Raw genomic sequence first — 21,051 nt, 5'->3', positions numbered from 1 at the left:
GCTGCGCTGCTGCACCTCAGCGATGCAGCAGCCACGCCTGCACTGCGGGGACATGCAAGCCGGTGAATGCCAGCATGTTCAGCACCACCGTGGCCCAGAACGCCTGACGGAATTCCGGTTTGCTCGACTTGTGCCGCAACCACTGCTGGGCCAGCAAAGCGCCCGGCCAGCCTCCCAGCAGCGCCAGGGCATGCAAGGTGGCTTCGGGCGTACGCCAGCCTCCCGACTGCGCCTGGTGCTTGTCATGCCAGTAGGTGCCGAAACACCACAGGCTCAGCCCCGCATAGGCCAACACCACCCATTCGGACACACCCCACACCGCTGCGACCGCCACCCACCACAGGACCAAGACCAGCAACGGCTTAGAAGCGCCACGGTGGAGGGCTGGCGTGCGTGCCCCTTGCGATCGCCGCACCTGCCCCGGTACCGCCGTGGCGCCTGCCGCCCGGGCCCGACCCTGCACCGGCGCGCGCCGATGGGGCTCCTGCCATGCCACGGCCAGGGCCCGCGGCTTGCCCTGCACCATGCCCAGCGCAAAGGTCAGCGGCATGCCGACCTGCGGGCGCTGCTGTGCAGCGGGCCGGGGCTGCCAGGCGCTGATGTGCACAAACACCCGCTCGCCGCTGCCATCGATCTGCACCAAGCCAAAACCCCGGGCCTCATTCCATTGCACCAGACGACCGCTGCACCGCATATCCACATCCTTGGGGCCGGGCCCGGAAAGAAAATAGTTTTTCAACTGCCGCAACGCACCCCACCCGGAACTGCGACTGCACTGCGCAGCCGCACGCCGGCGCTGAAAAGCCCGTTTCAGTCAGGCCGGAGCACCTGTTGTCCACCGGCACCACGCCACGGCAATAAAAAAGCCACCTTGCGGTGGCTTTCATGCAGAACTCCCGCGGGAGATCAGCGCTTTTGGCGGAACTTGCGCAGGGCAGCGATCTGGGCCGCCATGACAGCCAGCTCGGACTGGGCCTTGGCCAGGTCCAGCTCGCTCTTGGCGTTCTTCAGGGCTTCCTCGGCAGCAGCCTTGGCCTTCTGAGCCTTCTCGTCGTCCAGATCCTTGCCGCGGATCGCGGTGTCGGACAGCACGGTCACGCAGTTGGGTTGCACTTCCAAAATGCCGCCGGCCACGAAGACGAATTCTTCGCTGCCGTCCGGCATTTCGATGCGCACCGAACCCGGCTTGATGCGGGTGATCAGCGGTGTGTGGCGGGGATAAATGCCCAACTCGCCCGCTTCACCGGGCAAGGCGACAAAGCGCGCTTCACCGGAGAAGATGGACTCTTCGGCACTGACCACATCAACGTGGATGGTGTTCATCTTTGCTCCTAGGAAAAGGTGGGAATCTGGGCTTGGGGTGAACAGGCAGGAGACGCTGACGCGTCCCGTGCCCGCAGTTCACCTTAGGCGGCCAGCTTCTTGGCCTTCTCGAAGGCTTCGTCGATGGTGCCAACCATGTAGAAGGCCTGCTCGGGCAGGTGATCGGCTTCGCCGTTGGCAATCATCTTGAAACCGCGGATGGTTTCAGACAGAGGCACGTACTTGCCGGGAGCGCCGGTAAACACTTCAGCCACGTGGAAAGGCTGCGACAGGAAACGCTGCATCTTACGGGCACGTGCCACCACCAGCTTGTCTTCCGGTGCCAGTTCGTCCATGCCCAGAATGGCGATGATGTCGCGCAGTTCCTTGTAGCGCTGCAGCGTGCCCTGCACGGAGCGGGCCACGTTGTAGTGCTCTTCACCCACCACTTGGGGGTCCAGCTGACGGCTGGTGGAGTCCAGGGGATCCACGGCAGGGTAGATACCCAGCGAAGCGATGTCACGGGACAGCACGACGGTGGAGTCCAAGTGAGCGAAGGTCGTGGCAGGCGAAGGATCGGTCAAGTCATCGGCAGGCACGTACACGGCCTGGATGGAAGTGATCGAGCCCACCTTGGTGGAGGTGATACGCTCTTGCAGCTTGCCCATTTCTTCGGCCAGCGTAGGCTGGTAGCCCACGGCGGAAGGCATACGGCCCAGCAGAGCGGACACTTCGGTACCGGCCAGGGTGTAGCGGTAGATGTTGTCCACGAAGAACAGCACGTCCTTGCCTTCGTCACGGAACGCTTCAGCCATGGTCAGGCCGGTCAGCGCCACGCGCAGACGGTTTCCTGGGGGCTCGTTCATCTGGCCGTACACCATGGCGACCTTGGAGTCGTTCAGAGACTCTTGGTTCACCACGCCGGCGTCCGACATTTCGTGATAGAAGTCGTTGCCTTCACGGGTACGTTCACCCACACCAGCGAACACCGACAGACCGCTGTGGGCCTTGGCGATGTTGTTGATGAGTTCCATCATGTTCACGGTCTTGCCCACACCGGCACCACCGAACAGGCCCACCTTACCGCCCTTGGCGAAGGGGCAGACCAGGTCGATCACCTTGATGCCGGTTTCCAGCAGTTCCTGCGAAGGCGACAGTTCGTCGTACGCAGGAGCCTTGCGGTGGATGGCAGCCGTCAGAGTCTGGTCCACGGGACCGCGCTCGTCGATGGGGTTGCCCAGCACGTCCATGATGCGGCCCAGAGTGGCCTTGCCCACGGGCACGGTGATGGGGTTGCCCGTGTTGGTGACCATCAGGCCACGCTTGATACCGTCCGAAGAACCCAGCGCAATGGTACGCACCACGCCGTCGCCCAGCTGTTGCTGAACTTCCAGCGTCAGGGCCGAGCCTTCGAGCTTCAGCGCATCGTAGACCTTGGGCACTTCACCATGGGCGAACTCCACGTCCACCACGGCGCCGATACATTGAACAATCTTGCCTTGTACTTGAGCCATTCTTTGCTCCAATCTGTTTGTGCGTTAAAGCCGTTTACACAGCGGCGGCGCCTGCCACGATTTCCGACAACTCGGTCGTAATCGCTGCCTGACGCGTCTTGTTGTAGACCAGCTTCAACTCGCTGATGACGTTGCCGGCATTGTCGGTTGCGGCCTTCATGGCCACCATGCGCGCCGATTGCTCGGACGCCATGTTTTCCGCCACCGCCTGGTACACGAGGGATTCCACGTAACGAACCAGCAGTTCGTCGATGACGCTCTGGGCGTCAGGTTCGTAGATGTATTCCCACGATGCACCCGTCTTCTCGGCTTGCATTTTTTCGGACGACAGGGGAAGCAGCTGCTCCACCACCGACTCTTGCTTCATGGTGTTGATGAACTTGGTGTACGCCACGTACACCGCGCTCAGCTTGCCTTCAGCATATTGGTCCAGCAGCACCTTGACAGGCCCGATGAGCTTGTCGAGATGCGGCGTGTCACCCAGGCCTGTAGCGTGGGAAACCACCTTGGCACCGACACGGTTCAGGAAACCCAGTCCCTTGCCGCCAATGGCCACTGCTTCTGTCGTAATACCCGCATCCTGCAGTTCACGCAGCTTGGTCGTGACGGCACGCAACACGTTGGTGTTCATGCCGCCGCACAGGCCCTTGTCGGTCGTCACCACGATGACGCCGACCTTCTTGGCATCGTTCACTTGCATGAACGGATGCACGTACTCAGGGTTGGCTTGACCAAGGTTGGCTGCAATGTTGCGGATTTTTTCGCTGTATGGACGGGCAGCCAGCATCCGGTCCTGCGCCTTGCGCATTTTGGATGCAGCCACCATTTCCATGGCTTTGGTGATCTTCTTGGTGTTTTCCACCGATTTGATCTTGCCGCGTATTTCCTTACCTGCTGCCATGATGGCTCCTCGTCCGGTTTAAGCGAACGACTTCTTGAACGCAGCGACGGCAGCGGTCAATTCGGCCTCGTCCTTGCCTTCCTTGTCGAAAGCACGCTTTTCGTTCAGACGGTCCAGCAGGGCAGCGTGGCTGGACTTCAGGAACTGGTGCAGACCAGCTTCGAAAGGCAGCACTTGCTTGACTTCGATGTCGTCCATGAAACCCTTGTTCACGGCAAACAGCGACACACCCATCAGCGCAGTGGACAGCGGGCTGTACTGGGCTTGCTTCAGCAGTTCGGTCACGCGGGCACCGCGGTCCAGCTGCTTGCGGGTGGCTTCGTCCAGGTCGGAAGCGAACTGCGCGAACGCAGCCAGTTCACGGTACTGTGCCAGGTCGGTACGGATACCGCCGGACAGGCCCTTCACCAGCTTGGTCTGTGCAGAACCACCCACGCGGGACACCGAGATACCGGCGTTGATAGCGGGACGGATACCAGCGTTGAACAGGTTGGTTTCCAGGAAGATCTGGCCGTCCGTGATCGAGATCACGTTGGTAGGCACGAAGGCGGACACGTCACCGGCTTGGGTTTCGATGATAGGCAGAGCGGTCAGAGAACCGGTCTTGCCCTTCACTTCACCCTTGGTGAAAGCTTCGACGTAGTCGGCGTTCACGCGAGCGGCACGCTCCAGCAGACGCGAGTGGAGATAGAACACGTCGCCAGGGAAAGCTTCACGTCCTGGGGGACGGCGCAGCAGCAGCGACACTTGGCGGTAAGCCACAGCTTGCTTGGACAGATCGTCATAAACGATCAGGGCGTCTTCACCGCGGTCGCGGAAGTATTCGCCCATCGTGCAGCCGGAGTAGGCCGACACGTACTGCATGGCAGCGGATTCGGAAGCGGTCGCAGCCACCACGATGGTGTATTCCATCGCGCCAGCTTGTTCCAGGGCACGCACCACGTTCTTGATCGAAGAAGCCTTCTGACCAATTGCCACGTAGATGCAGGTAACGCCTTGACCCTTTTGGTTGATGATCGCGTCGATGGCAACGGCGGTCTTGCCGGTCTGACGGTCACCAATGATCAGTTCACGCTGGCCACGGCCCACGGGCACCATCGAGTCGATGGACTTGATACCGGTTTGCAGCGGCTGGTCCACGGATTGACGTGCGATCACACCAGGCGCAACCTTTTCGATCACGTCGGTCATCTTGGCGTTGATGGGGCCCTTGCCATCGATAGGCTGACCCAGGGCGTTCACCACGCGGCCGACCAGTTCGGGGCCCACGGGCACTTCCAGAATACGACCCGTGCACTTGACGACGTCGCCTTCCTTGATGTGCTCGTAAGCACCCAGAATCACGGCGCCCACGGAGTCGCGTTCCAGGTTCAGCGCCAGGCCGAACGAAGCCTGACCATCGGCGCCAGCGGGGAATTCCAGCATTTCGCCAGCCATCACGTCGGACAGGCCGTGCACGCGCACGATACCGTCGGTCACCGACACCACGGTGCCTTGGTTACGGACGTCGGTGCTCGCAGCCAGACCTTCGATGCGGCTCTTGATCAATTCAGAAATTTCTGCGGGATTGAGTTGCATGACTCTTTCCTTCTTTCTTGTGTTTAGCCGAGACCTCAAGCGCGCATTACGCGATGAGGGCCGCTTTCATTTGTTCCAGACGGGCTTTGACGGAGGTGTCCAGCACCTCGTCGCCCACCACGACGCGAACGCCACCGATCAGCGAGTCATCCGGCTTCACAGTGAGATTCAGCTTGCGGCCAAAGCGCTTTTCCAGCGAAGCGCCCAGCTCGGCCAGCGCTGCATCCGCAATGGGGAAAGCGCTGAACACCACGGCGTCCGAAGAGCCGCTCTTGCTGTTCACGAGGCTGCGGAACTGTGCTGCCGCTTCGGGCAGCGCGTCCAGACGGCCGTTTTCGAGGACCACACGCAGAAAGTTGCGTGCGGCCTCGGGCAATGCCGACTTGGCCACACCCGCGATCAGATCGAACACTTGCGTCTTCGACACGTTGGGGTTGTCGGCCAGTTGGCGCAATTGCGGATCGGCGGCAATCGCCGCCAATTCCTCCACCCAAGCGACAGTGCTGCCCAAATCAGCGCCCTTGTCGGCGCTGGCTTTGAACAATGCTTCGGCGTAAGGGCGGGCAATGGTGGCGAGTTCTGCCATTTTGCTTTCCTTACAGCTCTGTCTTCAGGCGGTTCAGCAGATCAGCATGGACGCCGGCGTTCACTTCCTTGCGGAGGATTTGCTCGGCACCCTTCACAGCCAATGCAGCCACTTGCTCGCGCAGGGCTTCACGGGCGGCAACGGCTTGCTGCTCAGCTTCGGCGCGGGCAGCGGCAACAATCTTGTTGCCTTCTTCTGTCGCGCGGGCCTTGGCCTCTTCAATGATGGCCTGGGCGCGGCGTTCGGCGTCCGCAAGCCGCGATGCTGTCTCGTTGCGCGTCTGGCTCAGTTCCTGCTCGACGCGCTTGTTCACAGCGGTCAGTTCGGACTTGGCCTTGTCGGCAGCAGCGAGGCCATCGGCGATTTTCTGGGCTCGCTCATCCAGTGCCTTCGCGATCGGGGGCCACACGAACTTCATCGTGAACAGCACCAGGATCAGGAAAACAATGGCCTGAACGAACAGGGTCGCGTTGATACTCACGGCAACACCTTTCTATCTAGGGCGTTGATCGGAGCTTAGGCCAGGACGAAGGGGTTGGCGAAAGCGAACAGCAGAGCGATAGCCACACCGATCAGGAAAGCAGCGTCGATCAGACCGGCCAAGATGAACATCTTGGTTTGCAGTTCGTTGATCAGCTCAGGCTGGCGAGCCGAGGATTCCAGGAACTTGCCGCCCATCAGAGCGATACCGATCGAAGCGCCGATAGCACCCAGACCAACGATCAGACCACAAGCCAGAGCGACGAGACCGAGAATGTTTTCCATGATGACTCCTAGAGATTAAAGGAAAGTTGAAAGGTTGAAAGGGGAAGGGTCAGTGAGCTTCATGAGCCTGGCCGAGGTAAATCAGCGTCAGCATCATGAAAATGAAGGCCTGCAGGGTGATCACCAAGATGTGGAAGATCGCCCAGATCGTGCCTGCAATGATGTGCCCCACAGGGAGCAACGCACCAGAGAGCGACATAGCCGCTGCGCCACCCATCAGGGCAATCAGCATGAACACCAACTCACCAGCGTACATGTTGCCAAACAGTCGCATGCCATGCGACACGGTCTTGGCAACGTATTCAATGATCTGCATCAGCAGATTGACCACGCCCAGGATCAGGGCGAAGACGGGATTCTTGGAGGTACCGAAGGGAGCGGTCACCAGCTCGTGGCCCCAGCCACCCAGGCCCTTGATCTTGACGCTGTAGTACAGGCACAGCACCAGCACGGCGAACGACAGGCCGAGCGTAGTGGACAGGTCGGCGGTGGGCACGACACGCAGGTAGGCGTGGTGGTCACCGGTAGCGCCTTGCCACAGCACGGGCAGCAGGTCCACGGGCAGCATGTCCATGGCGTTCATCAGGAAAATCCAGACGAACACGGTCAGTGCCAGCGGAGCGATGAACTTGCGCGACTGGGCGTTGTGGATATTGGCCTTGGCCTGGTTGTCCACCATTTCGACCAGCATTTCCACCGCAGCCTGGAAGCGGCCCGGCACACCGGAGGTGGCCTTGCGCACGGCCAGCCACATCACGAAGATGCCCAGCAGGCCCAGGATGGCAGCGACCGCGACGGAGTCATAGTTGACTACCGAGAAATCGATGACGGACTTCTGCTTGATGTTTTGCAGGTGTTGCAAGTGGTGAACGATGTATTCACTTGCAGTTGGGGCGTTCGCATCAGCGGCCATCGTCAACTCTCTTCTCAAACTTCAGTTTTTCGGACACCGGATCGCACCAGCAGCGCGATCCAATACGTTTTCATCACTACGACCATGCCGGCGAGCAGTGCCAGCCAGCTCAGGTCTTTCACCAAGCTCGGCGCGGCGGCCATCATGGCAACGCACAACACCAGCTTGACCAATTCCCATCCAAAGAGGCGCGTCATCGCGGAACCTGCACCAGCGGCCGGACCACCGCGCGTGACGCCACGCGCAAAGACCACCGCCGGGACCACGACGCACAGGGCGCCGTACGCGGCCGACCAGCCCACACGGGCCTGACCGCTGATCCACCATGCCAGCACAGCCACCAGCACACCGACTGCCACCTGGCCCAGCACAATGCGCCAGACCGACAGCGACGGATTGCGCCGACGCCAGGCCTGCGCCTCTTCCGGGCTCAGAGGCTTGAAATCCTCTTCTTCGGCCTCAAGTTCGTCCTGCCAGGGTGCATTTTTTTTCATCGTGGAGCGCCCGCAGCAGACCTAAACTTTTTCACAAAGCCTCTGATTATAAGTAGAAACCCGTCCGATTCGTTAGGGCGAACCCTCTTGCACTCGGGAATTTGTGTGCAGCCAGCCGGCTGTAAGCCAACCCTGCCCGGAAAACGGGCGCAACGATACCGCACAATGCCGCCCATAGCCAAGCAAAGCCCTGTGCTTGCGCCGCTTACAACTGGGAATAACGCACTATGACTGACAACAGCACGCCAGACGAACAGGATCCGCGCAAGGATTCGCTGATCGAATACCCCTCGCTTTTCCCCATCAAGGTGATGGGCATCAAGACGGACGGCCTCGTTCACGCCATCACCAAGGTGGCCGAAGAGTTCGACCCCCAGTTCGACGCCTCCACCGTGGAACTGCGCCCGAGCAGCACCGGCAAGTACCTGGGCGTGACCATCACCGTCACGGCCACCAGCCGCGAGCAGCTGGACAACCTCTACCGCGCCCTGACCTCCCACCCCATGGTCAAGGTGGTGCTGTGACCACCGCCACGGCGCAGGCCGCCGTGGCCTGCGCCCCGGTGCTGGATGCCCGCCTGATCGGGCGGGCGGCCTACGCACCCACGGTGCAGGCCATGCAGGAATTCACGCGCACACGCACTGCGCACACACCTGACCAGCTCTGGATCTGCGAGCATCCCGCCACCTTCACCCAGGGTTTGGCCGGCAAATCCGACCATCTGTTGCATACAGGCGACATTCCGGTGGTGGCCACCAACCGCGGCGGCCAGGTGACCTACCACGGACCGGGACAGGTCGTGGCCTATCCGCTCCTGGATCTGCAGCGCCTGGGCTATTTCGTCAAGGAATATGTCTACCGCCTGGAAGAGGCCGCCATCCGCACGCTGGACCACTTCGGCGTGACCGGCCACCGTGTGGCCGGCGCCCCCGGTATCTATGTGCGCCTGGACGACCCGCGCAGCCACGCCCGGCTGGAACAGCGCCCCCAGCTGCGCGCGCCCGGCAGCGCCGCGCCCGAACCCGATTTCACCGGCCTGGGCAAGATTGCCGCCCTGGGCATCAAGGTCAGCCGCCACTGCAGCTACCACGGTCTGGCGCTGAACGTGGACATGGACCTGGAGCCCTACTCCCGCATCAACCCTTGCGGCTATGCAGGGCTGCCCACAGTGGACCTTTCTACAATAGGCATCCAGACAACCTGGGACGAGGTTGCCCACGTGCTCGGCCACCAGCTGATCGCCCGCCTCGCCCCCTGAAAAAACGCACACCATGAGCAGCAACGAAGTCGTGCGCGAAGCGCAGTCCGCCGAAAACTACAACCCGCTGGCCAAGCAGAAGGCGGCCGCCAAGCTGGCGCGCATCCCCGTCAAGGTGGAGCAGGCCGAAGTGCTGAAGAAGCCCGAGTGGATCCGCGTCAAGGCCGGCAGCCCGACCACGCGCTTCTACGAGATCAAGGACATTCTGCGCAGCAACAAGCTGCACACGGTCTGCGAGGAAGCCAGTTGCCCCAATATCGGCGAATGCTTCGGCAAGGGCACGGCCACCTTCATGATCATGGGCGACAAGTGCACCCGCCGCTGCCCGTTCTGCGACGTGGGCCATGGCCGCCCCGACCCGCTGGACAAGGACGAGCCGCTGAACCTGGCGCGCACCATTGCCGCCCTGAAGCTGAACTATGTGGTGATCACCAGCGTGGACCGCGACGACCTGCGCGACGGCGGCTCGGGCCACTTTGTGGAATGCATCCAGAACATCCGCGCCCTGTCACCCACCACGCAGATCGAAATCCTGGTGCCCGACTTCCGCGGCCGCGATGACCGCGCGCTGGAAATCCTGACCTCGGCACCGCCCGATGTGATGAACCACAACCTGGAAACCGCGCCCCGCCTGTACAAGGAAGCACGCCCGGGTTCGGACTACCAGTTCAGCCTGAACCTGCTCAAGAAGTTCAAGGCGCTGCACCCCAAGGTGCCCACCAAGAGCGGCATCATGGTCGGCCTGGGCGAGACGGACGAGGAAATCCTGCAGGTGATGCGCGACATGCGCGCCCACAACATCGACATGCTGACCATCGGCCAGTACCTGGCGCCCACCAACAGCCACCTGCCAGTGCGCCGCTATGTGCACCCGGACACCTTCAAGATGTTCGAGGAGGAGGCCTACAAGATGGGCTTCACGCACGCCGCCGTGGGCGCCATGGTGCGCTCCAGCTACCACGCCGACCAGCAGGCCCACGCCGCCGGCGTGTAAGCCCGCGGCGCTGCCCCGGCGTCCAACCAATCTGCCAATCAGCCATTGCCCGCGGGCAATGGCTTTTTTTATGGCCGCAGCGGGCAACAGGCCCGCAGCACTTGGCCGCGCGGCACCGCGCCAAGGCATACGAAGATGGCCGCACCAGAGGCTTGCACTGCCTGCAGGGCTGCGGCCGTGCGGCGCTGGTTGCGGCGCGCTGCGCGCCACCGTCACCAATGCCTTGCACAAACAAAAACGCCTTGCGGCAACAGCCTGCAAGGCGCAGTCAAAATTCTCGATCACACGGGTTTCAGCGTGAAAAAATTGCGTGGCTAACCGGGCATTCCGCTGGCTGGCAAAAAACGACTTTCAGGCTTTACAGGCCTTAGGTCGCCCCACGATGAAACCATGGGAAGCCGCCTCGACCTTCAAGCTCCCACCAGGACGGTGTCGGCTGCTTCCATGGGCTGAACTATAACATTGAATGCGAATTAATCTCAATCACTTTTTCATCTGAAGGGTGTTTTATTTCCACCGCCTGCGCCACACCCCGCCGCATGCCTGCCTGACACCCCGCACAGCGCATCTTGCACAGACACCGGGGACAGGCCTCAGCGCATCGCCGGCACCACCGCCGCCAGCGACGTCAGACTGTCTGCGGTCTGCTGCAGCGCCGCCGTCGGATCGTCGGCATCCAGCACCGCCTGCGCCCAGTCATGCAGCTTGCGGGTGTCGGTGCGCAGCACTTCCTGCTTGACCGCCAGCACCTGCGCCGGGTGCATGGAAAAGCTGCGCAGTCCCAGGCCCAGCAGCAGCTTGGTGAACGCCACATCGCCCGCCATCTCGCCGCACACGCAGACGCTTTTGCCGGCGGCATTGGCCTCGCGGATCACCTGGGCCACCAGTTGCAGCACGGCCGGATGCAGTGGGTCGTACAGCTCGGCCACGGCCTCGTCGGCGCGGTCGATGGCCAGCGTGTACTGGATCAGGTCGTTGGTGCCGATGGACAGAAAGTCAAAGTACTGCAAAAAGGTGCGCACCATCAGCGCCGCCGCCGGGATCTCGATCATCGCGCCCAGCTCCACCTTGCCGTAGGCCACACCGCGCGCGTCCAGCTCGGACTGGGCCAGCCGCAGCTGGGCCAGGATCTGCGTGATCTCGCTGCGGTGCGCCACCATGGGGAACAGCATGTTCACCTTGCCATGGGCCGCTGCGCGCAGGATGGCACGCAGCTGGGTGCGGAACATCACCGGCTCGGCCAGGCTCCAGCGGATGGCGCGCAGGCCCAGCGCCGGGTTGAGCGAGGCATTGATCTTGCCTTCGAGCGGCTTGTCCGCCCCCACATCGATGGTGCGGATGGTCAGCGGCATGCCTTCCAACCCTTCCAGCGCGGCGCGGTAGGCCTGGTATTGCTCTTCTTCGCCGGGGAGCTTTCCGCCCCGGCCCATAAACAGGAATTCGCTGCGAAACAGCCCCACGCCCACGGCGCCGGCCTTGACCACGGCGGGGCTGTCCTCGGGCTGCTCGATGTTGGCCAGCAGCTCGATCGTCTGGCCATCCAGCGTCTGCGCCGGGGTGTGCCGCAAACGGGTCAGGCGCTCGCGCTCCAGCAGCATCTGGCGGCGACGGAACTGGTATTCCTCCAGCACGATGGGCGACGGATCGACGATCAGGATGCCGGCGTCACCGTCGATGATGACCCAGTCGTCCTGGCGCACCAATTGGCTGGCGGCGCGTGCGCCCACCACGGCGGGAATGTCCATGCTGCGCGCCACGATGGCGGTGTGGCTGGTCTTGCCGCCCACGGCGGTCACAAAGCCTTCGAACACGCTGCGCTTGAACTGCAGCATGTCGGCCGGCGACAGATCCTGGGCCACCAGCACCAGCGGGGCATCGGTCATGTCGTCGGACAGTGTCTGCTGCGCATCGGGGGCACGCCGGGGTTTGGCGGCGCAGGCCTCGGGCGAGACCGGGCTGGCCACGCCGCGCATGTGGCGCAGGATGCGCTCGACCACCTGCTCCATATCGGACTTGCGCTCGCGCAGGTAGTCGTCCTCCATCTCGTCGAACTGGCGCGAGATCACCTCCAGCTGCGTGGTCAGCGCCCATTCGGCGTTGTACAGGCGCTCGGTGATCCACTGCTTGACGCCGTTGACCATCAGCTCGTCCTGCAGCAGCATCAGGTGCACTTCCAGCAGGGCTGCCACTTCACCGGGGGCATCCACCGGCATGCTCTCCAGCAGGCGCGACAGCTCGGCGACCACCGCATTGCGCGCAGCGCGGGTGCGGGCGATTTCGCTCTCCACCTGCTCGGGCTGGATGAAATAGTGCCGCACCTCCATGCGGCTGGAGGCCACCACGACGGCGCGTCCAATGGCAATTCCCCGGGAAACGGCCAGGCCATGGATAGCGAACGTCATGCGGTCAATCCTTCTTCTGGTGCGCCTTGCAAGGCGCGTTGCGCAGGCCGCTATTGTCAGCCCAGCGCCAGCGATTCCAGCCTACATCACAGACGCCGGGTCGGCCTCTCTTGATGCAAGGCAAGTTTTGGCATGCGCTTCTTCATATTGCTGCACCGCAGCAATATGAAAAGCAGGCACTTACTGACCTTCTCCGAACTTGTCGTTGATCAAGGCCAGCAATGCGTCCGAGGCCTGCTGCTCCTGCTCGCCATCGGTTTCCAGCACCACCTCGGCCCCCAGACCGGCGGCCAGCATCATCACGCCCATGATGCTTTTGGCGTTGACACGGCGCTCGCCGCGCGAGAGCCAGACTTCGCAAGGGAAACTGCCCGCCAGTTTGGTGAGCTTGGCGGAAGCTCGGGCGTGCAGGCCCAACTTATTGCTGATGGTGACTGTGGTCTGAATCATGGTGCAAACGGGGACGCTGGTTTTGGGGCGCGCTGCCACCACCTGCCAGCATGATGCCTTGCGTGCCGCCGGCTTGCGCACGGGCGGCCAGGTTTTCCAAAGACTCCGCGCGATAGCACCAGGCACGCAGCAGCATGGGCAGGTTCACCCCGGTCACCACGCGTGCATTGCGGCCTTCCACCAGGCGCAGGGCGACATTGCTGGGGGTGGCGCCAAAGACGTCGGTCAGCACCAGCAGGGGTCCATCCTCGGACTGCGCCGGCAGCAGGGCCCGCGCTTTCTGAAGGGTGTCTTCGGGTTCGGCATGCGCCTGCACGTCCAGCGCCAGCACATCGCCACCACAGTCATTGAAGACATGCAGTGCCGCTTCGCGCAAGGCGTGCGCCAGCGGCGCGTGGGCAATGAGGAGGATGCGAACAGGTTTCATGGAGCGCGATTGTTCCGTCCATTATGGCGCGCCCGGTCGGCCCGCTCGCTGGTGCTGGCATGCCCGCCAGGGCCGCGACAGGTGCAGTCCGTGGTGTGCTGACAACAAAGCCCATGGACACCATCGTGCGGCAAGGCCCAACAGCGGCAGCGTATGCCACAGCAGCTACAGCGCCTGGGCGAGGAAGGTCCACAGGCGGTGACGCGATTGCCCTGCGCCATCCATGTCCTCCAGCCCCCAATCCTTCAGTTCTGCAGCTCCAAGGCCTGGAAGAACTGGCTGGCCACTTCGTGCTGGGGCTTGGGCGCGTAGATCACCGCGTGGTAGATGCGGGCCTTGTCGCCCTCCTGCTTGGCAAACCACACGCCATGCGTGGTGATAGTCCAGCCCGACGGCCCTTCGCCCTGCACCGTGGCACGGATGGAACGCGACAGGTTCATGGCACCGACCGGGACAAAAGGCGCCCCGCTCTTGCCCTCCTTGCTGTCCACGGCCTTGAGCTTGGTCAGCACGGCGGCTTCCCAGTAGGCCAGCGCATCGTCGGCCTGGCGCACATCGTCCAGCAGCCAGTGCGAGACGGCATAGGTGGCGTCCACGGCATCGCAGCCCATCATGGTCACATTCACCGGGCCCTGCTCCATGCCGAAATCCACTTTCTGCTGGGCCACATCAGGCTCGCAGGGGAAACGGGCATGCAGTTCCGCATCGCGCAGCGTCACGTCATGCCAGGTCAGCTCCGGCTTGTGGTCACAGGCCGACAGCGCAGCAACAGCAGCGCACACCGCAAAAAGAGAAGCGCAACGGGCAGCGAATGTGGTCATGCTCCCATTATCGGCAGCCCCCACGTTTTGTGTACGCGCACAAACGCGCAAGAAAGCCGATGCTTGTCAGGTATTTCCAAGTGCTGTGGGCACCGCGCCAGGGCACACAGGCCCGGGCCTTTCCCCTGTGCAGAACTTTTGTCCGCCATCACGCTCCAATCCTGCACGCTGGCATCGGTTCCGGCGCTTGGTACACAATCACAACATGGCAATCAAACATTGGATGGCAGGCGTGGCGCTTGCCGCATTCGCAGGCCTGGGGGCCTATGTGTTCTGGGGCGGTCACAGCGCGGCTGCGCCGCAGTCGTCCTTTGTGCTGCTCGACGGTAGCACCCGCACCACCGAAGACCTCAAGGGCAAAGTGACGCTGGTGAACTTCTGGGCCACCAGTTGCACCACCTGCGTGGCGGAAATGCCCGAGATCATCAAGACCTACGACAAGTACAAGGACAAGGGCTACGACACCCTGGCCGTGGCCATGAGCTACGACCCCCCCAGCTATGTGGTGAACTTTGTCCAGTCGCGCCAGCTGCCCTTCAAGGTGGCGCTGGACAACACCGGTGCCGCCGCCAAGGCCTGGGGCGATATCCGCATCACGCCCACCACCTACATCGTCAACAAGCGCGGCGAGATCGTGAAGACCTATGTCGGCGCCCCCGACTTTGCCGAGCTGCACAAGCTGATCGAAAAGCTGCTGGCCGAGGCCTGAAGGCCCGCCAGCCGCGCCGCGCAGTCTTCGCGCGCTCGGTTCTTTCCGCCATGCAAAAAGCCAGCACCCGTGCTGGCTTTTTTGAGCGCGCAGGGCAGCGGTCTGGCGCCAGTCGCCTGGCACCCGCCGCGCCGCCTCAACGGTTGCGGAACGCGTCGTGGCAGGCCTTGCAGGACTGTGCGGCAGGGCCGAAGGCATTCTTCAGCTGCGCCAGATCCCCGGTCTTGGCCGCAGCCACCAGCTTGGCGCTTTCTGCCTGGAACTTGTCGGCATGTTCCGTGAACTTGGCCTTCTCCTTCCACACCTCGGGCTTGGCCTTGCCGCCTTCCGTGCCGTCACCGAAGGCCGCCCACGGCAACTTGACCATGGTTTCCAGCACCGCGGCGTTCTCTTGCGCCACTTTCGCATCAAAAGGCGCTTTGCCGTTCGCCATGGCGCCCAGGCGGCCGAAATGCTGGCTCATCACGAACAAAGCGCCCTGGCGGTATTTGATGGCGTCTTCGCTTTTGGCAAACTGGGCCGAGGCAGGCGCAGCCAACAGCGCCGCCGAGGCCGCCACCAGCAGCGCAGGCAGGATCTTCTTCATGGTTTTTTTCCTTGGGTTGTGGGGAAACGCAGTCGCGGCACCAGGTGCCTGCGGCCCAGTATGGCAGTGCCTCCGTTCAACGCAAAGCCGCACTTTTTTGCGCGGACTCCCTGCGGCCTCTGCCTGCATCCGCATACATTGAAGTCCATGAGCAATGCAACCACCCGCATCTGGGACCTTCCCACCCGCTTGTTCCACTGGCTGCTGGCGGCCTGCGTGATCGCCCTGGTGGTCACTGCCAAAGTCGGCGGCAATGCCATGGAATGGCACCTGCGCCTGGGCCACGTGGTGCTGGCCCTGCTGGTGTTTCGCATCCTCTGGGGCGTGGTGGGCGGCCACTGGTCACGCTTTGCCACCTTCATTCCCGGGCCCGCGCGCCTGCTGCGCTACCTGCGCCAGGCGGCGGCCGACACCACGGTCGGCCACAACCCGCTGGGAGCGCTGTCGGTGCTGGCCCTGCTGCTGGTGCTGGGGCTGCAGGTGGGCACCGGCCTGCTCAGCGACGATGAAATTGCCTTTGCCGGACCACTGACGCGCTTTGTCGGTGGCGACACCGTCGCCTGGGCCACCGGCTGGCACAAGGACTGGGGCCAGTGGCTGCTGCTGGGCCTGCTGGCCCTGCACCTGTGCGCCGTCGCTTTCTATGCCGTGGTGCGCCGCAAGCCCCTGGTGCAGGCCATGCTGCACGGCAACCAGCCTGCCCCCGCCGGCACCGCCGCTTCTCGCGACGGATTGGCCGCCCGGCTGCTGGCCCTGCTGCTGATCGCGGCCTGCGCCGCGGCGGCCTGGTGGGTCTACGGCCTGGGCAGCACACCCGGTTTCTGATTCCCGGCGGCGTGGATCACCGGCCTGGGTCCATCCCCGATAGGCGGTCTTTGCGCCGCCGTTTACACTGGACCTCTGTCAACCCTGGCGCCTGTGCGCCACCTACCGCCTGTGGACAAGCCCACCGTGGCCCTGTTGCTGGCCGAATCCCCGCACGATCTGGAGGCTGTGCGCCTGTTGTTTGCGGAATATGCCGGCGGCCTGGGCATTGACCTGGAATTCCAGGATTTCGAACGCGAACTCGCCACCCTGCCCGGCGACTACGCTGCGCCCCGCGGGGGCTTGCTGCTGGCCCATGTGGATGGCGCCCTGGCCGGTTGCTGCGCACTGCGCCCGCTCGATACCAGCGACTACCCCAACGCCGCCGAAATGAAGCGCCTGTATGTGCGCAAGGCCTTCCGCGGCTTTGGCCTGGGCCGTGAACTGGCCGAAGCCGCCCTCAATGCGGCGCGCCAGATGGGCTATGACCATGTGCTGCTGGACACCCTGGACGACATGGAATCCGCCCGCGCGCTCTACACCGAGCTCGGCTTTGAAAGCATTCCGCCCTACTACCACAACCCCATCGCCGGGGCCCATTATCTGAAGGCCAGCATCGCCTAGCCTGCGGCTGCACCTGCCGCCGCCCTCCGCCTGGCCGGTGCCCACCAGTGCCCCGTGCCCGCAGTTTTTTGCAGATGCCATTTAAGTTCCCACACGGCGCCGTCGCTTAGTACAGGCAAGAGCGCCATGGTGGTGCTCGCAACGTCGTACCGACATTGATTTACGGAGCCCCTCCATGCTGAGCCTGCACACCAACGCCGCTGCCCTGAGCACCCAAAATTCCCTGGGCAACACCAACAAGGCCCTGTCCACTTCCATGACCCGCCTGGGTACCGGCTACCGCGTCAACTCCGCCATGGACGACGCTGCCGGCCTGCAGATCGCAACCCGCCTGGAAGCCCAAACCCGCGGCATGTCCGTGGCCCAGAAGAACACCCAGAACGGCATCTCCCTGCTCCAAACCGGTGAAGGCGCCCTGGCCGAAGTCAACAACATGATCCTGCGCATGAAGGATCTGGCCACCGAGGCAGCCAACGCCACCTCCACCGATGCCGACAAGACCGCCATGCAGGCTGAATTCACGGCACTGTCCGCTGAAATCGACAACATCATGGCCAACACCAAGTTCGGTGGCCAGGCACTGTTCTCCGCTGCAGGCACCTTCACTGCCGCTTCGACCTTCCAGATCGGCGCTTCGAACTCCGAAACCTATGCGTTCAACGCTTCGACCGATCTGACGGCACTGAACACCGCCATCACCAACCTGAAGGCTGGCGCCGTGAGCGGCACCACCGCCAACGCCGCCATCAACCTGGCTGACCTCGCTTCGGCTGCCGTGGGCACGCTGCGCTCCTCCTTCGGTGCCGCCGCCAACCGCCTGGAACACGTGTACAACAACCTGGGCAACATGATCCAGAACACCGAAGCCTCCAAGGGCCGCATCATGGACGTGGACTACGCCACCGAAACCTCGAACATGACCAGCAAGCAAATGCTGATGCAAGCTTCCACCGCCATGCTGAAGCAATCCTCCAGCATGAGCCAGATGGTGGCTTCGCTGCTGCAATAAGCTGCGCAGTTCGGCAAGGGCCCGCGCCCTTGCGCGCCACGAAAAAAAGCCAACCGCAAGGTTGGCTTTTTGCATGCGCATACAGCGCCACGGCACCCATGCCGCAGCCTGGCAGCCCTAGACCCCGCGCTCCTGCATGATGCGCGCCAGCGCGGTCTGCACCTCGTCGGTCATGCCTTCCAGGCTGCAGCCCACCATGACCTGCTCGCCCAGCAAAAAGGATTTGTAGCTGCGCCGCGAGCGCACAGTCAGATCCACCTGCACCTGCACGCCGCTGCCCAGATCCAGCACCACCTTGCTGATCTTGCGTCCCATGAACAGCATGGACGTTTCGCTGCGCGTGCCACGCAAGGCCACCCCGCCTTGGCTGAGGTCATCCATGTGCAGCACGCAATGGCGCTGCCCGAACATGAAGCTGGCTTCGTAACGCTGGCCCAGCGGCAGCTGCAGCCGCGGGTGGCGCCGGCGCTGGTGCTGCAGGACCTGGTTTGGCCAGGGCGCCTGCAGCTGCCAGCGGCCATGCGACAGCTCTGCCCACTGTGCCTGCAGCTCCCACTGCGTGCGCACGCTGCCAGGCAAATGGGCCACCACCAGCACCGCCGCGGGCAGGGGCAACAAGGCACCGGACACCTCCATCACCAGGCGCTGCTGCTCCGCATCCACCTGGCTCAGCACGGCCATGCCGCAAGGCCGGCCCCCGGCATCCTGCACCGCATAGGCATCGGGCACATCGGCCAGCAAGGTCATCACCGCCTGCTGGCGTTGCAATGACTCCAGCACCTGCTGCACAGCAACCGGTGTACTCAAGCGGTAATACGACAGATCGACAGCGGCTGGAGCCGCAACTGATTCCAACTGCATGGAGGATTCCGCCCTGCGCAGGGCCTGGTTCAAAAGCTCGGTGCGATACGGCTAGGCCAACGCACCCCGACTTTGCAACAGCCGCGCCACACGCCGGCGCGACACGGCCCGCACGGCAGGCACCACCGCCAAAATCCAATCATAGGCAGGCATCTGGCCGGCCTGCGCAAACGCCTGTGCAAATGCCTGCACCGCTGTGGTACGTGCGCCCACATCGTCCAGACTTTGTCCTGCATCATGCTGAAACGCCCGCACCGCCGCCTGTGCCTGCAACACGCGCTCGCGGGCGGAGGGCAGTTCGGCCGCCAGCGCCTGCACGGCCGCCGCATCGGCCGCACTCCAGCTGTCCACACGCAGCGCCTGGGGGGATGACACCAAGCGCGGCGACACCCACTGCCCGGCAGGAAAGCGCTTGCCATTGCCCTTGACCATGAAGCGCTGCACCACCACCGGCCACCAGCGCTCTTCGACCGACAGCAGCAGCGGCTGTTCCAGCCCGCTCAGCTGCATGCCCAGGGGTGCCAGCGCATGGGCCAGCGCCTGCCGGCTGGCGCCTTGTGCCCGCTCCCAGCGGGCCTGCCAGGCCCCCTGCGCGCCCTCCTGCCCCAGCAGGCAAAAGCCCACCAGTTCCGTATCGCGCGCGTGCTCGGCCTGCAGACTCTCCCAGCTCCAGCCGGCCAGGGTGAACTGCTTGCGGGCGCGCTGCACCGGTGACCAGTGCAGCGCTTCATCCAGACTGTCCAGCGTGCGCGGCAGGCGCTTCGCCCACCCTGCCTGCAGCGCCTGCAATGCACTGCGCAGGCGTGCCGCACCGGCATCGGAAGGGAGCTTGCGCTGGTGGCGGCAGGCCTGGATCAATGCAGACAGCTGCTGCTCCAGCTGCTCCAGAAAATCCAGCGCCATCTGCGCCTTGCTGATCTGCACATGGAATTCACGCACCCGCTGCGGCACGGCCGCAGCCATCCATCCCCGGGGCCAGGTGCTGTGGTAGCGGATGGCCGGCAAGGGATGCGTGCCCACCGCGCTGGTGGGCATGGCCGGCGCCGCCGCCCCAGGTTGCGGTGCACCGGCGGTGCCGATGCGCCCCGCCGAGGCGTTGCCACCAATGCGCGCGCTGCTCACAGCGCGTCAAACAGGCTGAGCTGGCTGACCTTGCCGTAGGCCGACTGCGTGGCCTTGATGGCCGACATCAGCGTATTGAGCTGCACGGCCGCGGTCGCGTAGTTCAGCTGGGAGTAGTCCAGCACCGCCGTCTGGTTGGCCGTGCTGAGGTTGCCCCAGTTGGTTTCCAGCGTGCTGACGATGTTCTGCGCCCCGCCCAGCTTGGAGATCTTGGTGGACACCTGGTCCATGCCGGTGTCCACACCCGTCAGCGCCGCCTGCAGGCTGGCACGGGTGGCCGGGTTGTTGGCCGTGGTGCCGCCGCCCTTGATGGCCTCGATGGCCTGGTCCAGCGTGTTGAGCATGGCCGCCATTTCATCGCCCAGCGTCACGTTCGCAGGCTGGGTCAGGCCATTGCCCACCACCACCTGCTGCTGTTCGCTGTTGCCGCCCACCGTGTAGCGGGTACCGGCGGCCGCCGCGGCGTTGAAGCCCACGGTTGCGGTCTTGGACAGGGTGCCGGAGAACAGGTAGGAGCCTTCCTGGTCCTTGGTCAGCGCGCTGGCGTACAGGGCATCGCGCAAGGACTCCAGGTTCGTGGCCATGGCGCTCAGGTCCTCGCCGGTGTTGCCGCCATCCAGGGCCCACACCAGCAGATCGCGCGTGCTCAGCAGGTCGCTGTTGATGCTGCTGAGCACGGTCTCGCTCTGCGTCATGCGGTTGGAGAGCGCACCGATGTTGTCCTTGTACTGCGCGATGCTGGCCTCCTCGCGCTGCAGGCGCGAAATGCGCACATGGGCGATGGGGTCGTCGCTGGGCCGCGTCAGGCGATTGCCGCTGGACATCTGCCCCATCAGCTTCTCCAGCTGGGTGTTGGAGTTCTGCAGCGAGGCGTTGACGGTGATGTGGTACTGGTTGCTGGATACGCGCATGGCCTGAAATCCTTGTCCGT

Annotated in this window: 25 protein-coding genes; 7 read left to right on the top strand and 18 right to left on the bottom strand. The window is 63.6% G+C overall.

Features of this window, described 5'->3' with window-relative positions:
• Positions 1–16: 16 nt before the first annotated feature.
• From CT3_RS01560 to CT3_RS01515, 10 genes are all read right to left on the bottom strand, one after another.
• The gene (locus tag CT3_RS01560) at positions 17–694 is read right to left on the bottom strand and encodes a DUF1294 domain-containing protein (protein ID WP_066541851.1); all 678 of its coding nucleotides are present in this window, start codon (positions 692–694) and stop codon (positions 17–19) included.
• A 212-nt stretch (positions 695–906) separates the two neighbouring features.
• The gene (locus tag CT3_RS01555) at positions 907–1,323 is read right to left on the bottom strand and encodes a F0F1 ATP synthase subunit epsilon (protein ID WP_066541852.1); all 417 of its coding nucleotides are present in this window, start codon (positions 1,321–1,323) and stop codon (positions 907–909) included.
• Between the two features lie 83 nt (positions 1,324–1,406).
• Positions 1,407–2,816: a F0F1 ATP synthase subunit beta gene (atpD, locus tag CT3_RS01550; RefSeq protein WP_066541853.1), complete on the bottom strand. Its 1,410-nt coding sequence runs from the start codon at positions 2,814–2,816 to the stop codon at positions 1,407–1,409.
• 34 nt (positions 2,817–2,850) lie between these two features.
• On the bottom strand, positions 2,851–3,717 hold the full coding sequence (gene atpG / locus CT3_RS01545; protein ID WP_066541855.1) for a F0F1 ATP synthase subunit gamma: 867 nt from the start codon (positions 3,715–3,717) through the stop codon (positions 2,851–2,853).
• A gap of 18 nt (positions 3,718–3,735) precedes the next feature.
• Positions 3,736–5,295 (bottom strand): F0F1 ATP synthase subunit alpha, encoded by a 1,560-nt coding sequence (gene atpA, locus CT3_RS01540; protein ID WP_066541859.1) that lies wholly within the window; start codon positions 5,293–5,295, stop codon positions 3,736–3,738.
• Positions 5,296–5,341: 46 nt separating this feature from the next.
• Positions 5,342–5,881 carry a F0F1 ATP synthase subunit delta gene (locus CT3_RS01535; protein ID WP_066541860.1) on the bottom strand — a complete coding sequence of 180 codons (540 nt, stop codon included), beginning with the start codon at positions 5,879–5,881 and terminating at the stop codon, positions 5,342–5,344.
• Between the two features lie 10 nt (positions 5,882–5,891).
• Positions 5,892–6,362 carry a F0F1 ATP synthase subunit B gene (locus CT3_RS01530; RefSeq protein ID WP_066541861.1) on the bottom strand — a complete coding sequence of 157 codons (471 nt, stop codon included), beginning with the start codon at positions 6,360–6,362 and terminating at the stop codon, positions 5,892–5,894.
• Between the two features lie 35 nt (positions 6,363–6,397).
• A complete protein-coding gene (atpE, locus tag CT3_RS01525; protein ID WP_011803767.1) occupies positions 6,398–6,646 on the bottom strand; it encodes a F0F1 ATP synthase subunit C in 249 nt (82 codons plus the stop codon).
• A 49-nt stretch (positions 6,647–6,695) separates the two neighbouring features.
• Positions 6,696–7,559 (bottom strand): F0F1 ATP synthase subunit A, encoded by an 864-nt coding sequence (gene atpB / locus CT3_RS01520; protein ID WP_066541863.1) that lies wholly within the window; start codon positions 7,557–7,559, stop codon positions 6,696–6,698.
• A 14-nt stretch (positions 7,560–7,573) separates the two neighbouring features.
• Positions 7,574–8,053: an ATP synthase subunit I gene (locus CT3_RS01515; RefSeq protein ID WP_066541865.1), complete on the bottom strand. Its 480-nt coding sequence runs from the start codon at positions 8,051–8,053 to the stop codon at positions 7,574–7,576.
• A gap of 227 nt (positions 8,054–8,280) precedes the next feature.
• Here CT3_RS01515 and CT3_RS01510 point away from each other — a divergent pair, with 227 nt between their 5' ends.
• The 3 genes from CT3_RS01510 (at position 8,281) to lipA (ending at position 10,305) form a co-directional block, all read left to right on the top strand.
• Positions 8,281–8,577 (top strand): YbeD family protein, encoded by a 297-nt coding sequence (locus CT3_RS01510; protein WP_066541867.1) that lies wholly within the window; start codon positions 8,281–8,283, stop codon positions 8,575–8,577.
• 92 nt (positions 8,578–8,669) lie between these two features.
• On the top strand, positions 8,670–9,311 hold the full coding sequence (gene lipB, locus CT3_RS01505; protein WP_255578391.1) for a lipoyl(octanoyl) transferase LipB: 642 nt from the start codon (positions 8,670–8,672) through the stop codon (positions 9,309–9,311).
• Between the two features lie 13 nt (positions 9,312–9,324).
• Positions 9,325–10,305 carry a lipoyl synthase gene (gene lipA, locus CT3_RS01500; protein ID WP_066541875.1) on the top strand — a complete coding sequence of 327 codons (981 nt, stop codon included), beginning with the start codon at positions 9,325–9,327 and terminating at the stop codon, positions 10,303–10,305.
• A gap of 593 nt (positions 10,306–10,898) precedes the next feature.
• Here lipA and ptsP read toward each other — a convergent pair.
• From ptsP to CT3_RS01480, 4 genes are all read right to left on the bottom strand, one after another.
• A complete protein-coding gene (ptsP, locus tag CT3_RS01495) occupies positions 10,899–12,707 on the bottom strand; it encodes a phosphoenolpyruvate--protein phosphotransferase (RefSeq protein WP_066541876.1) in 1,809 nt (602 codons plus the stop codon).
• 180 nt (positions 12,708–12,887) lie between these two features.
• Positions 12,888–13,157, bottom strand: coding sequence for an HPr family phosphocarrier protein (locus CT3_RS01490; protein WP_066541878.1), 270 nt, complete (start codon positions 13,155–13,157; stop codon positions 12,888–12,890).
• Positions 13,126–13,584, bottom strand: coding sequence for a PTS sugar transporter subunit IIA (locus CT3_RS01485; protein ID WP_066541880.1), 459 nt, complete (start codon positions 13,582–13,584; stop codon positions 13,126–13,128). The genes CT3_RS01490 and CT3_RS01485 overlap by 32 nt, the downstream gene beginning before the upstream one ends.
• Positions 13,585–13,829: 245 nt before the next feature.
• The gene (locus CT3_RS01480; RefSeq protein ID WP_127446177.1) at positions 13,830–14,405 is read right to left on the bottom strand and encodes a hypothetical protein; all 576 of its coding nucleotides are present in this window, start codon (positions 14,403–14,405) and stop codon (positions 13,830–13,832) included.
• A 205-nt stretch (positions 14,406–14,610) separates the two neighbouring features.
• Between CT3_RS01480 and CT3_RS01475 the strand changes: the two genes are divergently transcribed.
• Positions 14,611–15,114, top strand: coding sequence for a TlpA disulfide reductase family protein (locus CT3_RS01475; RefSeq protein WP_066541884.1), 504 nt, complete (start codon positions 14,611–14,613; stop codon positions 15,112–15,114).
• 136 nt (positions 15,115–15,250) lie between these two features.
• On the opposite strand, the gene CT3_RS01470 is transcribed toward CT3_RS01475, so the two are convergent.
• Positions 15,251–15,700: a c-type cytochrome gene (locus CT3_RS01470; protein WP_066541885.1), complete on the bottom strand. Its 450-nt coding sequence runs from the start codon at positions 15,698–15,700 to the stop codon at positions 15,251–15,253.
• Between the two features lie 147 nt (positions 15,701–15,847).
• On the opposite strand from CT3_RS01470, the gene CT3_RS01465 reads away from it, so the two are divergent.
• The 3 genes from CT3_RS01465 (at position 15,848) to CT3_RS01455 (ending at position 18,137) form a co-directional block, all read left to right on the top strand.
• The gene (locus CT3_RS01465) at positions 15,848–16,525 is read left to right on the top strand and encodes a cytochrome b/b6 domain-containing protein (protein ID WP_066541886.1); all 678 of its coding nucleotides are present in this window, start codon (positions 15,848–15,850) and stop codon (positions 16,523–16,525) included.
• 111 nt (positions 16,526–16,636) lie between these two features.
• Entirely contained in the window at positions 16,637–17,128 is a 492-nt protein-coding gene (locus tag CT3_RS01460; RefSeq protein WP_066541887.1) for a GNAT family N-acetyltransferase, read from the top strand.
• A gap of 175 nt (positions 17,129–17,303) precedes the next feature.
• Entirely contained in the window at positions 17,304–18,137 is an 834-nt protein-coding gene (locus CT3_RS01455; RefSeq protein ID WP_066541889.1) for a flagellin N-terminal helical domain-containing protein, read from the top strand.
• Between the two features lie 117 nt (positions 18,138–18,254).
• Here CT3_RS01455 and CT3_RS01450 read toward each other — a convergent pair whose 3' ends face one another.
• From CT3_RS01450 to flgL, 3 genes are read right to left on the bottom strand one after another with little or no spacing between them, the layout of a single operon-like run.
• On the bottom strand, positions 18,255–18,998 hold the full coding sequence (locus CT3_RS01450; protein WP_098066022.1) for a PilZ domain-containing protein: 744 nt from the start codon (positions 18,996–18,998) through the stop codon (positions 18,255–18,257).
• Positions 18,999–19,049: 51 nt separating this feature from the next.
• Entirely contained in the window at positions 19,050–20,120 is a 1,071-nt protein-coding gene (locus tag CT3_RS01445; protein ID WP_066541893.1) for a hypothetical protein, read from the bottom strand.
• On the bottom strand, positions 20,117–21,031 hold the full coding sequence (gene flgL, locus CT3_RS01440) for a flagellar hook-associated protein FlgL (RefSeq protein WP_066541898.1): 915 nt from the start codon (positions 21,029–21,031) through the stop codon (positions 20,117–20,119). Before flgL ends, CT3_RS01445 begins: the two co-directional genes overlap by 4 nt.
• Positions 21,032–21,051: the final 20 nt, after the last annotated feature.

The sequence above is a fragment of the Comamonas terrigena NBRC 13299 genome (assembly GCF_006740045.1).
Lineage (GTDB): Bacteria > Pseudomonadota > Gammaproteobacteria > Burkholderiales > Burkholderiaceae_C > Comamonas > Comamonas terrigena.
This window is presented reverse-complemented; position numbering and strand designations above follow the sequence as displayed.

Bases quoted from the DNA above. Each gene is read 5' to 3' on its own strand.
- lipB (WP_255578391.1), top strand. From the start codon at position 8,670: ATGCAGGAATTCACGCGCACACGCACTGCGCACACACCTGACCAGCTC.
- CT3_RS01555 (WP_066541852.1), bottom strand. From the start codon at position 1,323: ATGAACACCATCCACGTTGATGTGGTCAGTGCCGAAGAGTCCATCTTC.
- CT3_RS01475 (WP_066541884.1), top strand. From the start codon at position 14,611: ATGGCAATCAAACATTGGATGGCAGGCGTGGCGCTTGCCGCATTCGCA.
- atpE (WP_011803767.1), bottom strand. From the start codon at position 6,646: ATGGAAAACATTCTCGGTCTCGTCGCTCTGGCTTGTGGTCTGATCGTT.
- CT3_RS01455 (WP_066541889.1), top strand. From the start codon at position 17,304: ATGCTGAGCCTGCACACCAACGCCGCTGCCCTGAGCACCCAAAATTCC.
- atpB (WP_066541863.1), bottom strand. From the start codon at position 7,559: ATGGCCGCTGATGCGAACGCCCCAACTGCAAGTGAATACATCGTTCAC.
- CT3_RS01515 (WP_066541865.1), bottom strand. From the start codon at position 8,053: ATGAAAAAAAATGCACCCTGGCAGGACGAACTTGAGGCCGAAGAAGAG.
- CT3_RS01485 (WP_066541880.1), bottom strand. From the start codon at position 13,584: ATGAAACCTGTTCGCATCCTCCTCATTGCCCACGCGCCGCTGGCGCAC.
- flgL (WP_066541898.1), bottom strand. From the start codon at position 21,031: ATGCGCGTATCCAGCAACCAGTACCACATCACCGTCAACGCCTCGCTG.
- atpG (WP_066541855.1), bottom strand. From the start codon at position 3,717: ATGGCAGCAGGTAAGGAAATACGCGGCAAGATCAAATCGGTGGAAAAC.
- CT3_RS01535 (WP_066541860.1), bottom strand. From the start codon at position 5,881: ATGGCAGAACTCGCCACCATTGCCCGCCCTTACGCCGAAGCATTGTTC.
- CT3_RS01450 (WP_098066022.1), bottom strand. From the start codon at position 18,998: ATGCAGTTGGAATCAGTTGCGGCTCCAGCCGCTGTCGATCTGTCGTAT.
- CT3_RS01490 (WP_066541878.1), bottom strand. From the start codon at position 13,157: ATGATTCAGACCACAGTCACCATCAGCAATAAGTTGGGCCTGCACGCC.
- lipA (WP_066541875.1), top strand. From the start codon at position 9,325: ATGAGCAGCAACGAAGTCGTGCGCGAAGCGCAGTCCGCCGAAAACTAC.
- CT3_RS01510 (WP_066541867.1), top strand. From the start codon at position 8,281: ATGACTGACAACAGCACGCCAGACGAACAGGATCCGCGCAAGGATTCG.
- ptsP (WP_066541876.1), bottom strand. From the start codon at position 12,707: ATGACGTTCGCTATCCATGGCCTGGCCGTTTCCCGGGGAATTGCCATT.
- CT3_RS01465 (WP_066541886.1), top strand. From the start codon at position 15,848: ATGAGCAATGCAACCACCCGCATCTGGGACCTTCCCACCCGCTTGTTC.
- atpA (WP_066541859.1), bottom strand. From the start codon at position 5,295: ATGCAACTCAATCCCGCAGAAATTTCTGAATTGATCAAGAGCCGCATC.
- CT3_RS01470 (WP_066541885.1), bottom strand. From the start codon at position 15,700: ATGAAGAAGATCCTGCCTGCGCTGCTGGTGGCGGCCTCGGCGGCGCTG.
- CT3_RS01480 (WP_127446177.1), bottom strand. From the start codon at position 14,405: ATGACCACATTCGCTGCCCGTTGCGCTTCTCTTTTTGCGGTGTGCGCT.
- CT3_RS01560 (WP_066541851.1), bottom strand. From the start codon at position 694: ATGCGGTGCAGCGGTCGTCTGGTGCAATGGAATGAGGCCCGGGGTTTT.
- atpD (WP_066541853.1), bottom strand. From the start codon at position 2,816: ATGGCTCAAGTACAAGGCAAGATTGTTCAATGTATCGGCGCCGTGGTG.